General features: G+C 38.9%; 14 protein-coding genes. 13 read left to right on the forward strand and 1 reads right to left on the reverse strand.

Annotated elements, in window-relative coordinates:
* Positions 1-88 precede the first annotated feature (88 nt).
* From AC6BKE_RS12870 to AC6BKE_RS12925, 12 genes are all read left to right on the forward strand, one after another.
* Complete coding sequence (locus AC6BKE_RS12870; protein WP_342535391.1) at positions 89-1,357, forward strand: carboxylate--amine ligase; 1,269 nt, start codon at positions 89-91, stop codon at positions 1,355-1,357.
* 203 nt (positions 1,358-1,560) lie between these two features.
* On the forward strand, positions 1,561-3,105 hold the full coding sequence (gene miaB / locus AC6BKE_RS12875) for a tRNA (N6-isopentenyl adenosine(37)-C2)-methylthiotransferase MiaB (RefSeq protein WP_058844647.1): 1,545 nt from the start codon (positions 1,561-1,563) through the stop codon (positions 3,103-3,105).
* Positions 3,106-3,543: a YlbF/YmcA family competence regulator gene (locus AC6BKE_RS12880; protein WP_058844648.1), complete on the forward strand. Its 438-nt coding sequence runs from the start codon at positions 3,106-3,108 to the stop codon at positions 3,541-3,543. It begins immediately after the preceding gene.
* A gap of 135 nt (positions 3,544-3,678) precedes the next feature.
* Positions 3,679-4,326, forward strand: a complete 648-nt coding sequence (cotE, locus tag AC6BKE_RS12885) for an outer spore coat protein CotE (RefSeq protein WP_170829783.1) — start codon at positions 3,679-3,681, stop codon at positions 4,324-4,326.
* 128 nt (positions 4,327-4,454) lie between these two features.
* Positions 4,455-7,025 (forward strand): DNA mismatch repair protein MutS, encoded by a 2,571-nt coding sequence (mutS, locus tag AC6BKE_RS12890; protein ID WP_499856889.1) that lies wholly within the window; start codon positions 4,455-4,457, stop codon positions 7,023-7,025.
* Positions 7,026-7,044: 19 nt separating this feature from the next.
* Positions 7,045-8,907 carry a DNA mismatch repair endonuclease MutL gene (gene mutL, locus AC6BKE_RS12895; RefSeq protein WP_499856890.1) on the forward strand — a complete coding sequence of 621 codons (1,863 nt, stop codon included), beginning with the start codon at positions 7,045-7,047 and terminating at the stop codon, positions 8,905-8,907.
* A gap of 18 nt (positions 8,908-8,925) precedes the next feature.
* Complete coding sequence (gene glpK, locus AC6BKE_RS12900; protein WP_271912546.1) at positions 8,926-10,419, forward strand: glycerol kinase GlpK; 1,494 nt, start codon at positions 8,926-8,928, stop codon at positions 10,417-10,419.
* Between the two features lie 18 nt (positions 10,420-10,437).
* Positions 10,438-12,084: a glycerol-3-phosphate dehydrogenase/oxidase gene (locus tag AC6BKE_RS12905; RefSeq protein ID WP_036124680.1), complete on the forward strand. Its 1,647-nt coding sequence runs from the start codon at positions 10,438-10,440 to the stop codon at positions 12,082-12,084.
* A 3-nt stretch (positions 12,085-12,087) separates the two neighbouring features.
* A complete protein-coding gene (locus tag AC6BKE_RS12910) occupies positions 12,088-13,005 on the forward strand; it encodes an alpha/beta fold hydrolase (protein WP_141903518.1) in 918 nt (305 codons plus the stop codon).
* Positions 12,992-13,894, forward strand: coding sequence for a tRNA (adenosine(37)-N6)-dimethylallyltransferase MiaA (gene miaA, locus AC6BKE_RS12915; protein WP_342504047.1), 903 nt, complete (start codon positions 12,992-12,994; stop codon positions 13,892-13,894). The genes AC6BKE_RS12910 and miaA overlap by 14 nt, the downstream gene beginning before the upstream one ends.
* A gap of 97 nt (positions 13,895-13,991) precedes the next feature.
* Positions 13,992-14,222 carry an RNA chaperone Hfq gene (gene hfq / locus AC6BKE_RS12920; RefSeq protein WP_036124674.1) on the forward strand — a complete coding sequence of 77 codons (231 nt, stop codon included), beginning with the start codon at positions 13,992-13,994 and terminating at the stop codon, positions 14,220-14,222.
* A 95-nt stretch (positions 14,223-14,317) separates the two neighbouring features.
* Positions 14,318-14,620 carry a rhodanese-like domain-containing protein gene (locus tag AC6BKE_RS12925; protein WP_036124673.1) on the forward strand — a complete coding sequence of 101 codons (303 nt, stop codon included), beginning with the start codon at positions 14,318-14,320 and terminating at the stop codon, positions 14,618-14,620.
* A 545-nt stretch (positions 14,621-15,165) separates the two neighbouring features.
* Here AC6BKE_RS12925 and AC6BKE_RS12930 read toward each other — a convergent pair.
* A complete protein-coding gene (locus tag AC6BKE_RS12930) occupies positions 15,166-15,561 on the reverse strand; it encodes a hypothetical protein (RefSeq protein WP_499856891.1) in 396 nt (131 codons plus the stop codon).
* A 288-nt stretch (positions 15,562-15,849) separates the two neighbouring features.
* Between AC6BKE_RS12930 and AC6BKE_RS12935 the strand changes: the two genes are divergently transcribed.
* A complete protein-coding gene (locus AC6BKE_RS12935) occupies positions 15,850-16,704 on the forward strand; it encodes a DMT family transporter (RefSeq protein WP_499856892.1) in 855 nt (284 codons plus the stop codon).
* Positions 16,705-16,719 lie beyond the last annotated feature (15 nt).

Below are 16,719 nucleotides of genomic sequence, written 5' to 3' on the forward strand. Positions count from 1 at the left end.
AATAGTGCCTTTTCATTCTGTTACATAAGTATAATGTAGCTGGCATACAAATGATTAAATTCATTTTTATAATGTGAGGCGAGTCAAATTGACATGTATAAAAGAACAACCCTTTTTACCTATTATTATACAATCGGGTCAGTATGCCTACGGGGTTGCCCGCTCTTTTTATGAAGCGTATCGTATCAAGAGTCTTGTTATTGAGCCCACTGTAAAAGGGGCAACAATGCGTTCACTCTTTTTGGGAGGCTCACAGGGAATTGCTACGCAAAATAGTAGCATTCTGGATTTTCACTATGTAGAGCGTCTAGATGACCCTGCCCATTTTGTACAAGCTTTAATCGAGGTTGCCATGCAGTGCCAACAGAATAAATTGATTTTAATCGTTTGTGACTGCTATTATGCAGAGCTTATCATTGAAAATAAAGAACGGCTTGAAAAATATTTTATTTTACCTTATATAGATCAAGCTTTACTAAAGAAGGTGCAAACGAAGGAAAAATTTTATCAGCTTTGTGATCAGTATAAGTTAAACTACCCCAAAACCATGATCATAACTAATGAGCATCACGCAGTCAGCGAACTCCCTTTCCAGTATCCCATTATCATTAAACCTTCCAATGCAGTGACATATACGCACTGTTCATTTCCCGAAAAGAAAAAAATATTTCTTGCAAATAATGCCAGTGAGATGCAATACATTATTCGCAGTATTTATCGTTCTAGCTATGAAGATTCCTTGATTGTTCAAGAATTTATTCCAGGTGATGATTCTTCTATTCGTGTACTAGATGTATTTGTAGGAAGAGATCATAAAGTCAAATTGATGTGTGTCAGCAATAAACTGCTTGAAGATCCTTCTCCGCAAAATAAAGGTATTTCTTTAGCTGTTATGACAGACTACGATGAACAGCTAATGGATTCTATTCGATACTTTTTAGAGGACATTGGCTATACAGGTTTTGCTAATTTTGATATGAAATATGATGCTCGAGACGGGATCTATAAGCTATTTGAAATGAATTTGCGAGCAGGGGCTTCCAGCTACTATGTGACGGCGAGCGGTCATAATTTAATGCAGTATATGGTGGATGATTATTTGCTTGGCGTTTATCATGAACGAACGTATGTCCAAACTAAGCATCTATGGTCACTACTTCCGCTAAAAACTTTATTTAAACACATGAACAATGAAAAATTAAAATTAGAAGCAAAGCGATTAGTGAAAGAAGGACAATACACAGATGCATTACTGTATAAAGAAGATATGAATATTAAACGTTGGATGAAGCTGAAATTGTATAATCAGTACTTACATGTAAAGTACAGCAAGTATTTTAATGAAAGCGATGGTTAGCATATGTAAACGAAAGGATAGCGCTTCAAAACTGAAGGATAGAACGCTAAAGCTGATGGATAATTACTCCTATCATCATGTAATTAAGTCGAAACCACGACATTTGAGGCGCAAACCTTGTAGGAAGTATCAACTATTCAGTATAATAATAAAATGGGAATTCAAGTGCATGGATTTCGTTTGAAAGGAGTTACCTGATTGCGATGAATGAGGAACAACGCTTAGCTAATCAACAGGTCAATCAACCAAAAAAAGAAGACAAGCCTGAAAAGGATTATAGTAAATATTTTGAGAAGGTCTTTACAGCACCTTCCTTAAAAGATGCTAAAAAACGTGGCAAAGAAGATGTCAAGTATCATAAGGATTTTAGCATTGCAGAAGAGTTCGCAGGAATGGGCAAAGATCGCACCTTCTATATTCGTACTTATGGCTGCCAAATGAATGAGCATGACACAGAAGTGATGGCCGGGATTTTTATGCAGCTTGGTTACACACCAACAGAGATGATTGAAGAGGCTGACGTTGTCTTGCTGAATACATGTGCTATTCGTGAAAATGCAGAAAACAAAGTATTTGGAGAACTGGGTTTCCTGCTGAAATATAAACGAAAAAACCCTGAGATGCTTATCGGGGTTTGTGGCTGTATGTCCCAAGAGGAATCTGTTGTTAATAAAATTTTAAGAAGTTATCCACACGTCGATATGGTATTTGGTACGCACAATATTCACCGTTTACCAAACATTTTAAAAGAAGCCTATATGTCGAAGGAAATGGTGATTGAGGTTTGGTCTAAAGAAGGCGATGTCATTGAAAATCTGCCGAAAAAACGCCTTGGCTCCATTAAGGCTTGGGTTAATATTATGTATGGTTGCGATAAATTCTGTACGTATTGTATCGTTCCATATACTCGTGGTAAAGAGCGCAGTCGTCGTCCAGAGGAAATCATTGCCGAAGTTCGTGAGTTAGCGGCTGCGGGCTATAAAGAAATTATGCTGCTGGGACAAAATGTCAACGCTTACGGGAAGGATTTTGAGGATATCGACTATCGTCTTGGCGATTTAATGGATGAATTAAGAAAGATCGATATTCCACGTATCCGTTTTACTACGAGTCATCCGCGTGATTTTGATGATCATTTAATCGAAATCCTTGCAAAGCGTGGCAACTTAGTGGAGCATATCCATTTACCAGTTCAATCTGGCTCGAATGACGTCCTAAAAATTATGGCGCGTAAATACACACGTGAGCATTTCCTTGGTTTAGTAGACAGAATTAAAGCCGCAATACCTGAAGTAACATTAACAACAGATATTATCGTTGGCTATCCGAATGAAACAGAGGAGCAATTTGAGGAAACATTGTCCTTATATCGTGAAGTTGGCTTTGAGGCTGCATTTACGTATATTTATTCTCCTCGTGAAGGAACACCAGCTGCCAAAATGGTCGACAATGTACCTGAAGAGGTGAAAAAAGAGCGTCTTCAACGTTTAAATGAAGTGGTGGGTGAATACTCACGCAAAGCATTAGAACGGTTAAATGGTGAGGTTGTCGAAGTATTAGTTGAAGGTACAAGTAAACGACGAGACGATGTGCTAGCGGGCTATACGCGGAAAAATCGTTTAGTTAACTTTAAAGCACCAGCAGAAGTAATTGGTCAATTAGTAAAAGTAAAAATAATAGAGACTACATCTTATTCACTTACGGGTGAATTTGTGGAAGTCGTAAAAAATGAAAAGGTGGAAGCGTAAATGACACAAGTGTTATATACAAAAGAAGATTTAATTAAAAAATCACATGAAATTGCACATATGATTGCAAATACACCAGAGGTTGAATTTTTCAAAAAGGCAGAAGCACAGATTAATGAAAATCAACAAGTACGTGAACGTATTGCAAGCTTAAAAAGCTTACAAAAACAGGCGGTTAATTTCCAACACTTAGGGAAAGAAAAAGCATTAAAAATGATTGAAGATAAAATTGCTAAAATCGAGGAAGAAATTAATGCTATTCCAGTTGTGCAACAATTTAAAGAATCACAAGGCGATGTCAATGATTTATTGCAACTGGTATCGAATACCATCGCAAATAATGTTACAAATGAAATTGTTCGCTCAACTGGTGGCGATGTTCTTCGTGGTGAAACGGGTTCATACGTAGAAAATACTCAGCCAGGTAGCTGCTCTTAATAAATCCTCGAAATCAAAGCTCGAATGACAGCATTCGAGCTTTTTTCATGTCTTCTTCTATTGAAGCATTCCCATGCTATAGCAGACCTCTCACGGAAAAAGATTTGGACGATACTTTTCATTCTCTAAAAATATATGTTCACCCAATGGGCGCTACCTGCATATGATGGAGTGAAAAGAGTCGAAGGAGGAATTGCGCTGAAACGTTTACGACAAATCGTGACGAAAGCAGTAGTTGCCAAAGGGAAGAAGAGAACGGAAGAACGTGTAACATTATCACCAACAAATAAACCGACAAGTATTTTAGGATGCTGGGTAATCAATCATACTTGCTCTGCGAAAAGAGTCGGGAAATTTGTAGAAGTAACTGGGAAATTTGATGTCAATGTGTGGTATGCCTATAGTAACCATTCGAAAACAGCTGTGTTTTCCGAAACGGTTCACTATAAAGACAAAGTGAAGCTTCATTATCGTGAAGGTGAAATTAGCGTTGGTGATGATGTTCGTGTACGTGTGATACAAGAACCAAATTGTATTGAAGCGATTATCTCTCCATGTGGTACGAAGTTTGAAATTGTTGTAGAACGTGAAGTAGTTGTCGAAGTAATGGGTGAAACAACAATTTGTATTAGTGTCCATCCATTAGACTATGAAGAAGATTGGAGCTTTAATGATGAAAGTTCTTCATCCTCCTCATCAAGCTCCAGCTCATCTTCCAGCTCTGATGGAGAAAGCAGGTATGTGTTAGAGTCCTCATCGTTTCCTGATGAACGACCAAGATAAGTCTAAAAAACATCATTTTTTGATACATGCGAAATGCTAGCATCTTAAAAAAGGTGAAGGAAGCGTTTCGCATGTATCTTTTGTTATAATAAAAATATCTATATGGTAAGAGCGAGGTAAATAATTATATGACAACATATACACCAATGATGCAACAGTATCTACAGGTAAAGGAAGACTACAAAGATGCCTTTTTATTTTTTAGATTAGGTGACTTTTATGAGATGTTTTTTGAGGATGCCATCAATGCCTCACAAATTTTAGAGATTACATTAACGAGCCGAGATGCAGGCGCAAAAGAGCGAATACCAATGTGCGGTGTGCCGCATCATTCGGCTAAAAATTATATTGAAACACTTGTGCAAAAGGGCTATAAAGTGGCGATTTGTGAACAAACAGAAGATCCAAAGCAAGCAAAAGGTGTGGTCAAACGTGAAGTGGTTCAGCTTATCACACCCGGAACCATTATGGAAGGTAAGGCGCTTGACGGTAAAACCAACCATTTTATTGGGGCAGCAGAGCAATTAGATGACACGACATTTGGCTATGCCTATTTAGATTTATCGACAGGTGAAGCAGTGGCTTCTTCTATTGAAGGCGATGGAAAAGCCCTCTTAATGCAAATGCAGGCTTATGGTATTCGAGAGCTTATTGTAACGGATAGTTTACAGCTACTATTAGCAGAGCATGCCGTTCATGCTGGGATTGTGCTATCAGTTGAAGTGGATGAAATGCCTATGGACAAAGCAGCAAGCTATTTAGAAGCCGTACCCCAGCCATTACAAGTTGCCTGTCTTCGTTTGTTAGCGTATATCGATCAAACACAAATGCGCTCTTTATCGCATATTCAAGCTTTCACGTTTAATGAAATTAAAAATTATTTACGCATTGATTCTAGCTCCAAACGAAACTTAGAGTTGATTCAATCGATTCGTGGTGGAGACCAAAAAGGAACACTTTTATGGCTATTAGATGATACCGTGACAGCAATGGGTGGGCGAAAATTAAAACAATGGCTACATCAGCCGCTGGCTACTCGTACAGCGATTGAGGACAGGCTGGCGATTGTCACGGATTTATTGGAAGAATATTTTGTGCGCACTGAGCTACAAGCTTCCTTAAAACAAGTCTATGATTTAGAGCGTTTGGCTGGTCGTGTTGCGTTTGGCAATGTAGGCGGACGTGATTTAGCCCAATTACGTGATTCATTGCGCCAAGTGCCAGCTATTCAGCAGCAGCTGATGGGGGCAAATAAAGAGACGTTACAGCAATTAGGTGCAGTACTTGATACATGCACAGATGTCGAGGCTTTATTAGCAATGGCGATCACTGATAATCCGCCTATTACCATTAAAGAAGGGGATGTCATCCGTGATGGCTACAATGAGCGCTTAGACGAACTACGCTATGCTGCTCGCAACGGTAAAGATTGGATTGCCCAACTTGAACAAGAAGAGCGAATGAAAACAGGCATTAAAAATTTAAAAATAGGCTATAATCGAATTTTTGGTTACTATATTGAAATTACAAAATCGAATATTCATTTAGCTGACTTAACACGCTATGAGCGCAAACAAACGTTGGCGAATGCAGAGCGCTATATTACACACGAACTAAAAGAAAAAGAAGCATTAATTTTAAATGCAGAGGAAGAAAGCTTAACATTAGAGTACAATCTGTTTGTGGAAATTCGAGAGGCATTAAAGGCATATATCCCACGTGTACAAGCACTTGCAGCAAGTATTAGTGAGCTAGATGTTTTACTAAGCTTTGCAAGTGTTTCAGAAAAATATCGTTTTACAAAACCAGAATTTCATGGTGGACGTGCGCTCGAAATTATAGAGGGACGACATCCAGTTGTTGAAAAAATGTTAAATAAGCAAATGTATGTACCAAATGATTGTGTGCTAGAAGAGCAGCATAATATGATGCTTATTACAGGGCCGAATATGTCTGGTAAAAGTACTTATATGCGCCAAGTAGCCTTAATTGTTGTTATGGCGCAAATGGGCTGTTATGTACCTGCTGAAAAGGCGAGACTGCCTATTACCGATCAAATTTTTACGCGCATTGGAGCGGCTGATGATTTAGCAGCAGGACAATCCACATTTATGGTAGAAATGCTTGAATCACAACATGCTATTATGCATGCAACAAAAAATAGCTTGATGCTATTTGATGAAATCGGACGTGGCACATCGACTTATGACGGCATGAGTTTGGCACAATCGATGATGGAATATATTCATGATAAAATCGGTGCAAATACGTTGTTTTCTACGCATTATCATGAATTAACGGCACTGGAAAAGGATTTACCTCGCTTACAAAATGTCCATGTATCGGCTACGGAAAAAAATGGAACGGTTGTGTTCTTGCATAAGGTGAAAAAAGGAGCCGCTGATAAATCCTATGGTATTCATGTAGCACAGCTCGCACAATTGCCAGAAGAAATTTTAGCGAGAGCGCGTGTTTTACTGGAGAATTTTGAGGCTGGGAAAGAAGTAGTTGCTGAAACACAAGTAATGGCTGAACAACCCGTGCAAATGTCTTTGTTTGCAGAGGAAGAGCCGATTTCACCAGCCGAGGCAGAGGTGCTAAAAAAATTAGAAAAAGTCAATATTTTAGGCACTTCACCTATGCAGGCAATGAATATTTTATATGAGCTACAGCAAGAGCTAATCAACGTAAAAAAATAGATAAAGGAGTGATACGTTAGTGGGAAACATACAAATTATGGACGAGTGGCTATCCAATAAAATCGCAGCAGGAGAGGTAGTAGAAAGACCAGCTTCTGTTGTCAAAGAGCTAGTGGAAAATGCCATTGATGCGGGGAGTACGTCCATTGATGTTTTTTTACTAGAAGCGGGTCTCACTTCCATTCAAGTAATAGATAATGGTAATGGTATGGATGAAGAGGATGCATTGATGTCATTCTCTCGCCATGCTACTAGTAAAATTCATCAGGAACATGATTTATTCCGCATTCGTACACTTGGTTTCCGTGGGGAAGCATTGGCATCCATTGCTTCTGTTTCTAAAATGACGCTGATAACATCAAATGGTGAATCTGGAACGTATTTAGAGCTTGAAGGTGGACATATCCTAACACATAAGCCTGGCCCTTTGCGTAAAGGTACGGATTTAACGGTATCTCAGCTATTTTTTAACACGCCCGCACGCTTAAAATATATGAAAACTATTCAAACTGAACTTGGGCATACGATAGACCTAATGAATCGCCTAGCACTTAGCAATCCACAAATTGCATTCAGATTACTGCATAATGGTCAACAATTATTGCAAACCAATGGGCGAGGAGATGTGCAACAAGTACTGGCCGCTATTTACGGTGTACATAATGCCAAGAAGATGGTGCCGTTCCAAGGCGAATCATATGATTATCGAATTTCTGGCTTTGTGTCCTTGCCTGAGGTGACACGTGCTTCCAAAAATTATATGTCTCTGTTTGTTAATGGTCGCTGGGTCAAGCATTATTTAGTGCAAAAAGTGGTTGTGGATGCCTACCATACGTATTTACCCATCGAACGCTATCCGATAGTTGTCCTTTATATAGAGGGAGATCCTTATTTAACAGATGTCAATGTGCATCCTGCGAAACATCAAATTCGTTTAAGTAAAGAGCCAGAGCTTTTGAAATTAATCGAGGAAACCATCCGTGAAAAAATACGCAGCGTTATTCGCGTACCTCAGATGGAGAAGAAAGAAAAAAGTGTCAAACCTACTAATGAGCAACTTAATATTTGGAAGCCTGCTCCCAAAATAGATGTAGAGAAGATGCATGCAATTGTTGAGAAACTATATGATGTCCAAACCATTCAAGAGAGCAATCGTGAACAGTTGGTCGTGCCAGAGCCTGTACCTACTATGATAGAGGATAGCTGGCAGCCCGATCTGCGATTGGAGACTGAGACAGTTGAACAAGTAAGCAGTGTAGAACAACAAGAAGTAATTGAGAATGAGTCTACGAAAGAGCCATTTCCTGAACTAGAAGTAGTTGGGCAAATCCATGGCACATACATTGTTGCACAAATGGAAGATGGTTTTTATTTAATTGATCAACATGCTGCACAAGAACGCATTAAATATGAATTTTTCCGTGAAAAGGTCGGTCAAGTCAATCCGCATGAACGTCAAGCATTATTGCTTCCACTAACTTTCCACTATGCGGCCGATGAAGCACTTATTTTACGAGAATACAAGCATGAGCTAGAAGCTGTAGGTGTATTTTTAGAGGAATTTGGTCAGTCATCTTTTGTTGTACGTGAGCACCCAAGTTGGTTCCCACAAGGGGAAGAGCAGGAAATCATTGAGGATTTAATTGAACAGGTGCTAACAACGAAAAAGGCCGATGTCAAAAAATTACGTGAAGCAGCGGCGATTATGATGAGCTGTAAAAAATCGATCAAAGCCAATCATTATTTAACAAAAGAACAAATGGAAACATTACTACGAGATTTACGTAATGCAGATAATCCATTTACATGCCCTCATGGACGTCCAGTGCTTATTCATTTTACATCGTATGAAGTGGAAAAAATGTTCAAACGGGTTATGTAGTGACAAGGGGGAAGTTGAATGGGCGAATTTATTTTAGCGATTGATCAAGGAACGACAAGTTCAAGGGCTATTTTATTTAATAAAAAAGGTGAAATTGTTCATGTCGCACAAAAAGAATTTCAGCAAATTTTTCCGAAGGCTGGCTGGGTAGAGCATAATGCAAATGAAATTTGGGGTTCTATTCTAGCCGTTATTGCGGCGGTCTTAACCGAAAGTGGGCACGAAGCAAGTGAGGTACATGCCATTGGCATTACCAATCAACGCGAAACGACAGTTGTATGGGATAAAAAGACAGGTCAGCCCATTTACAATGCGATTGTCTGGCAATCGCGCCAAACACAGGACATTGTGAATACCTTAAAAGATCAAGGCCATGAAGAGCTTTTTCAGCAAAAAACAGGGCTACGCCTAGATGCTTATTTTTCTGCAACAAAAATTAAATGGATTTTAGATAATGTGGATGGCGCACGCGCAATGGCAAACAATGGAGATTTGCTATTTGGGACGATTGATTCTTGGATTGTTTGGCGATTATCAAAAGGAAAGGCTCATGTAACCGACTATTCAAATGCAGCTCGAACATTGCTTTACAATATTCATGAATTGCAATGGGATGATGAGCTTTGTCAGCTTTTAGCTATTCCAATGTCAATGTTACCTGAAGTGAAAAATTCATCTGAAATATACACGGAAACAGCACCAAGTATTTTCTTTGGTGAAAAAATTCCGATTGCAGGGATTGCAGGTGATCAACAAGCCGCTCTTTTTGGTCAAACTTGCTTTACAAAAGGAATGGCTAAAAACACTTACGGTACTGGCTGTTTTATGCTATTAAATACAGGCCAGCAAGCAGTGACCTCTGAAAATGGTTTACTGACGACTATTGCTTGGGGGATAGATGGAAAAGTGACCTATGCATTAGAAGGTAGTGTTTTTGTAGCAGGGTCAGCAATCCAATGGCTACGAGATGGGCTACGTATGATTCGTACTGCTGAGGATTCCGAAACCTATGCTAAAAAGGTGAAGAACACGGATGGTGTCTACATTGTCCCTGCCTTTGTTGGTCTAGGAACTCCTTATTGGGATACAGATGCTCGTGGTGCCATTTTTGGCTTAACACGAGGAACATCAAAAGAGCATTTCATCCGGGCAACACTTGAATCATTAGCCTATCAAACAAAGGATGTACTGGATGCAATGGAAGAAGCAGCGGGTACCCCGATTGAAGTACTCCGTGTCGATGGTGGGGCTGTTAAAAATCAGTTTTTAATGCAGTTCCAAAGTGATGTTTTACAGCTACAAGTTGAGCTAGCACAGCTTAATGAATCAACAGCACTAGGTGCAGCCTATTTAGCAGGTCTTGCCACAAACTTTTGGCCAAACCAAGAGACCTTATCTGCATTATGGATGAGTGGCCAAACCTACCAACCACAAATGGAGGACGAGCAAGCCACAGCTCTTTATACTGGCTGGCAAAAGGCTGTAGAGGCCACACGAATTTTTAAATCATAGCTATTGGGGGAGAAAGGTATGTTTTCATTTGAGCATCGTCCAAAAATTTTATATTATCTAGAGCACTATAGCTTTGACGTATTAGTCATTGGTGGTGGTATTACAGGTGCAGGAATTGCATTAGATGCCGCATCAAGAGGCCTTTCTGTCGCATTAATTGACATGCAGGATTTTTCAGCTGGTACGTCGAGCCGTTCAACCAAGCTGATTCACGGTGGCCTACGTTATTTAAAGCAATTTGATGTGGGTGTCGTAGCGGAAGTGGGGCGTGAACGTGAAATCGTTTATGATAATGCGGTTCATGTCACAACGCCTGAAAAAATGCTATTACCTTTATATAAGAAGGGCTCACTTAGTCCGTTTACAACATCTATAGCATTAAAGGTTTATGACCGCTTGGCGGGTGTCAAAAAACATGAACGTAGAACAATGTTAAACGTCCAAGAAACCCTAGCATTAGAACCTTTACTTAATGAAGATGGACTTGTGGGTGGAGGGTATTATGTTGAATATCGTACGGATGATGCACGTCTGACGATTGAAGTATTGAAAAAGGCTGCAGAATATGGAGCATTGTGTCTCAATTATGCAGAGATGACGGAATTTATCTACAAAAAGAAAAAGCTTGTTGGCATTAAAGTGAAGGATCATGTTACGGGAACAATACTCGATGTACATGCAGCACAAATTGTCAATGCTACAGGCCCTTGGGTAGATGACGTACGACACAAGGATAAAGTAACAGATAACAAGCAATTACGTCTGACAAAAGGCGTTCATATTGTCCTCAACCAAAAGGATTTTCCACTGAAGCAAGCTGTTTATTTTGATATTCCTGATGGACGTATGGCTTTTGCAATTCCGCGAGATGACAAAACCTATATAGGGACAACGGATACAGTCTTTGAGGGAAATCTTGTACACCCTGTTGCTACACAGCAAGATGTAGATTATTTAATTGAGGCTGCTAAAAAAGTCTTTCCAACTGCTACTATTACAAGAGAAACGATTGAATCATCCTGGGCAGGAGTACGCCCGCTCATTTATGAAAAAGGAAAGGACCCTTCTGAAATTTCAAGGAAAGATGAAATATGGACAGCGCCAAGTGGTTTAATGACAATCGCTGGCGGTAAGCTCACAGGCTATCGTCAAATGGCTGAAACAATTGTCGATAAAATTGTAAAAGCTCGTCGCTATAAGCATGCAAGTGCTTGTTTAACACGTGAGCTCTCACTGTCTGGTGCAAAAGGAATCAACGCGATTAATTTCCCTGACTATATGGCTTATAAAGCACGAGAAGGTGTACAATACGGCTTAAATTATGATGAAGCCAAACAGCTTGTACAAAAGTATGGCACAAATGTAGATGGATTATTTAATCGTGTTAAATTTTTACATGAACATGGCAGTACAATGCCTCTAGCTTTACACGCTATGCTACTGTATGGCATGGAAGAGGAAATGGTCTATACACCGAGCGACTTCTTTATTCGTCGTACAGGCTTGCTTTACTTTGATATTGAGGCCGTCAAGCTTTATAAGCAGCAAGTAATTCAAGTGATGCAACAACACTTGAATTATACGGAGGAACAGAAACACAAGTATATGGCTGAATTAGAGCAAGCCATTAAGGATGCAACAAATTTTGTGAAAAAAGGGGAGTAAGGGATGGAGCGTTATATTCAAATGTCGGATGGACATTTTGTCTTTACTCGAACATTGGAGCCCACAACGCCATGTATTGGTCATATTCACATTTTGCATGGTATGGCAGAGCACAGTGGTCGCTATTTAACATTTGCTAAAACACTCAATACGGCAGGCTATGTAGTGACGATGCACGATCATCGTGGTCACGGTGAAACGGCAGCCTATAATGGCACGTTAGGTTTTTTTGCTGAAAAGAACGGCTTTGAGCGTGTGGTAAAAGATGCCCATGAAGTGGTCACGCAATTACATGCGCCTTACGCAAATGTACCATTCATTATTTTTGGTCATAGTATGGGGTCATTCATTACTAGACGATATATTCAACTGTATGGTGAACAAGTAGACAATGTTATTCTCTGTGGTACGGGAAATGTGACAGCCCTGCATGCTGTTGGAAATATCGTAGCCAAGGTATTAGCTAAGGGGCTAGGGAAAGAAACTGAAAGTAAGTTGCTAAATCAATTGAGTTTTGGTAGCTTTAATAAACAGTTTCCAAATCCAAAGACGGCCTATGACTGGCTATGTTCTGTCCAACAAGAGGTGCAGAAGTATATAGATGACCCATATTGTGGCTTTATTCCAACCAATCAATTTTTTGTCGATTTAACAACGGGCTTTGCAACACTTAATCGTAAAAAAGAATTAGCAAAAATGAGAAAAAATCTTCCTATTCTCTTGATAAGTGGAAGTAAAGACCCGGTTGGCGAACAGGGGCTGGGCGTTTACACAGTTGCTGAACAATTGGCAACAGTAGGAGTAAAAGATGTAACGGTTTATTTATTTGAGGACAAACGGCATGAAATTTTAAATGAAGACAATCAAGAAGCGGTCTTTCAAGTATTATTACGGTGGTTAGAAAAATATGATAGAAACTAAATTACAGCAGGCAGAGGTCGTAGCGATTGTAGGACCAACTGCCTCTGGTAAAACAGCTTTAAGCATTGAACTGGCGAAAAAATATAACGGTGAAGTCATTAATGGCGACTCCATGCAAATTTATAAAGGACTCGATATTGGGACTGCTAAAATTAAGGAAGAAGAGATGGAGGGCGTACCACACCATCTACTCAGTTTTTTAGAGCCGACAGAATCTTTTTCAGTAGCGGATTATCAAAAATTAGTCCGAGCAAAAATTGCAGAAATCCAATCTCGACAAAAATTACCCATTATAGTAGGTGGCTCAGGCTTATATGTACAAGCGGTCCTCTATGATTTCCAATTTACTGATGAGAAAGTTGATGAGGAAGCACGAAAAGCCTACTATGATGAATTAGCAAAGCTTGGCCCTGAGGCAATGCATAATAAATTAAAACAACTAGACCCTCAAACAGCGGAGACGATTCATCCAAACAATACGCGTCGTGTCATTCGTGCATTAGAAATGCTGGAATTAAGCGGTGTATCCAAAGCAGCTGAAGCACAAAACCGAGGGGAAGTACCTCTTTATAAGCATGTCATTTTGGGGTTAGGTCAAAATATGACCCGTGAAGTGCTTTATGACCGCATTAACCGTCGTGTTGATTTAATGATGGACAATGGCCTTTTAGAAGAAGTCAAAGGTTTATGGCAGCAAAATATTCGAAATGTGCAGTCCATACAAGCAATTGGCTATAAGGAATTGTATGATTATTTGGATGGCAAATGTACCCTCGAAGAAGCTATTGATAGCTTAAAACAAAATTCACGCCGCTATGCAAAAAGACAACTTACCTATTTTCGCAATAAAATGGATGTCCATTTTATTACGACGGATGAACAATTATAATAATTAAGAAAAATTTCTAAAAATTACTAATTGATAAATTGGTAGAACATGCTACTATAGGAGTGAAGAGGTAGAAAGTTAGTGGGGAGGCTATTTGATGAAATCAATCAACTTGCAAGATACGTTCTTGAACCAACTACGTAAAAACAGTGTTTTTGTAACTGTATTTCTGTTAAATGGATTTCAGTTAAAAGGGACTGTGAAATCATATGACAATTTTACAGTTTTATTAATGGATGCTGAAAATAAGCAGCACCTAATCTACAAGCACGCCATTTCTACATTCGTTCCAGCAAAACAAATAGAGTTTTTAGAGACAGAAGGATAAAAAATTGTTAAACAGCTTGTGTTCACCACACTGGCTGTTTTTTTGTTACAAGCTATAATGTAAGTGGAATTTGAAATTTTGGAGGAAAAAAGTTCATGAAATCAATGGAAACAACACAATTACTAGAACGATTAGATGCAAATGAGGACCTATATATTATTGATGTACGTGAAGAGGATGAAGTAGCACACGGCATGATTCCTGGTGCCAAGCACATTGCCCTTGGGACAATCCCAGAACGTTTAGAGGAATTAGACGTAGAAAAGCCATATATTGTTGTTTGTAAGGCTGGTGCTCGTTCTGCTAATGCATGTGCTTATTTAGAAGCGCAAGGATTTGATGTAACAAATCTTGAAGGCGGCATGCTAGCTTACGATGGAGAATTAGAATTTAAATAAATGACATAATGAAAAATAAAACCATCCATAGCATTTTTGTGACAGGTGAAAATGGATTTCCGTTGCAGGCTACTTGCTTTCCTGGTAGCGAGCGCCGAGCCGCTTCCTCTGCTACCGCTCCGTTTAGAGGCTCGCCTGTCTCACTATCCCACGGGAGTCAAGTAACCTTCCATTCCAATGCATAAAAATGGTACCTTTTTAGCAAAGGTGTTCACTACTCTTTATGGAGGGGTGTTGTTACTTACCACTTCTTCACATTGAAAATAAAGGGCTATCCTTTCTCTCATTAGACAAATAATGGGCTATTTTGTTCACTACGGTTCGTATGAAAGAGAAGGAAAAGCCACTTTTACATATGGTTGATTGGAGTGGAGCCAGTGTCACTCCTAGGGGATTTAGCGTCACAGAGGGGACCTTGGAGCGAACGCAGTGAGTGAAGCGGCTCATCATCGGACGCCCCCTGAAAGGACGCTGGTGGAACGGAAATCAACCTCTCGCTTTTCAAAGTGGCTGTTTCTATCATTGACATCACCTTTTTTATATACTTATTTTCGGAGTGTGTTCATGATGAGGCTGAAATTTTTTTCAAAGTTAATATACGGATTCACATTTTTTTGCCCACGAACCTTTAAAGCATAACTGGAAAAATTTAAACCAGCACCATATATTTGTAAAGCACCATTCGCAAGATCCCCATTTTGAAGAAGTTCAAGACCATCTTTTAAGAAATTTTCACTCTCATCGAAGTGACATTCCGTCATGTATTTATCCCCGCTATAATATAACTTCAAATTTTCGATGATTATATTCGCTGTTTCGTTACTTATACTAGCATCGACATTCATTAATAACTGATTGATTGGTTTCACTAACTGAGCGTAGTGACTATCATAATTTTCACAAGTCTCCGCAATAGCATTTCTCAATTCTCTTGCATTCATCCTAACTCCTCCTCAAAGAAAATTTATGACTTACCTTATATTGTACATACTCATAATAGTATGAAGGGATTAGTGACCCCTTTCTTTATAAAACTTACTCTTTAATTTTCAGAAATATGTTACAATTATGTAGGTGAAGGAGGGATTTTGTATGTTTTGTTCAATAGCACCCCCAACAATGTCTTTACAGTAGAATCTACTGTTTAGGCATACAATAACAGTTTGCTCATTTTCAATAGATTCTACTGTATAGGTTAATACTTTATACGTAGAAAGTAGGTATTTGTAATGAGCGGAAAATTAGCATTTGTATTATCCATGATTATTTTTGGAGCAGTTGGTGTTTTTGCCAAGTATATTCCGTTATCTTCAAGTGAAATCGCTTTTTGGATGAGTTTAATAGGTGCTTGTTTTTTAGTAGTGATTTTTATTTATAAAAAGAAAAGTTTTTCGAAATTAGAGATTATAAAAAATAAGTGGAAATTAATACTTTCTAGTATCGCCTTGTGTGGGAACTGGATTTTTTTATTTCAGGCTTATAAAGCAACAACGATTGCCAATGCTGCATTGAGTTATTATTTTGCACCAGTACTCGTTATCTGCTTATCTCCAATTATTTTAAAAGAGAAGCTAGTTGGCAGAAAAATAATGTATGTCTGTGTGGCTCTTATCGGACTATATTTGATTGTCCAAAGTCAAGGCACTGGGGACAGTGAGCATTTTATAGGCATTGTCTACGGTCTTATCGCGGCATGCTTTTACACAGCGCTAACATTGACAAATAAATTTATATGCGGCTTAAAGGAACCAGAAAATACAATGATTCAACTTTCTTTAGCAGCATTTTTCCTTGGCTTCTATCTACTTGGAACTACAGGATTTCAGGTCATGAAAATCAGTTTTGAGTCAGTCCTATTCTTAATTACATTAGGCATTGTCCATGCAGGGGTTGGATTTTTATTGTTCTTTTTAGGCATGTCACAGTTAAAAGGACAAAGTATAGCCATTCTTAGCTATATTGATCCACTGACATCATTAGTAATTTCCACGATGATTATAGGTGAAAAAATGACGCTTCTACAAATAATAGGAGCGGTCCTATTATTAGGCTCAACATTGCTAAGCGAAATAGAAAAAGAATAGGTAACCGAAGAAATG

Source organism: Lysinibacillus sp. COL-1 (assembly GCF_059814265.1).

Excerpts from the sequence above, each read along its gene's own strand:
- AC6BKE_RS12935 (WP_499856892.1), top strand. The coding sequence starts at position 15,850 with ATGAGCGGAAAATTAGCATTTGTATTATCCATGATTATTTTTGGAGCA.
- AC6BKE_RS12925 (WP_036124673.1), top strand. The coding sequence starts at position 14,318 with ATGAAATCAATGGAAACAACACAATTACTAGAACGATTAGATGCAAAT.
- glpK (WP_271912546.1), top strand. The coding sequence starts at position 8,926 with ATGGGCGAATTTATTTTAGCGATTGATCAAGGAACGACAAGTTCAAGG.
- AC6BKE_RS12910 (WP_141903518.1), top strand. The coding sequence starts at position 12,088 with ATGGAGCGTTATATTCAAATGTCGGATGGACATTTTGTCTTTACTCGA.
- AC6BKE_RS12880 (WP_058844648.1), top strand. The coding sequence starts at position 3,106 with ATGACACAAGTGTTATATACAAAAGAAGATTTAATTAAAAAATCACAT.
- hfq (WP_036124674.1), top strand. The coding sequence starts at position 13,992 with ATGAAATCAATCAACTTGCAAGATACGTTCTTGAACCAACTACGTAAA.
- AC6BKE_RS12905 (WP_036124680.1), top strand. The coding sequence starts at position 10,438 with ATGTTTTCATTTGAGCATCGTCCAAAAATTTTATATTATCTAGAGCAC.
- miaB (WP_058844647.1), top strand. The coding sequence starts at position 1,561 with ATGAATGAGGAACAACGCTTAGCTAATCAACAGGTCAATCAACCAAAA.
- cotE (WP_170829783.1), top strand. The coding sequence starts at position 3,679 with ATGTTCACCCAATGGGCGCTACCTGCATATGATGGAGTGAAAAGAGTC.
- mutS (WP_499856889.1), top strand. The coding sequence starts at position 4,455 with ATGACAACATATACACCAATGATGCAACAGTATCTACAGGTAAAGGAA.
- miaA (WP_342504047.1), top strand. The coding sequence starts at position 12,992 with ATGATAGAAACTAAATTACAGCAGGCAGAGGTCGTAGCGATTGTAGGA.
- AC6BKE_RS12930 (WP_499856891.1), bottom strand. The coding sequence starts at position 15,561 with ATGAATGCAAGAGAATTGAGAAATGCTATTGCGGAGACTTGTGAAAAT.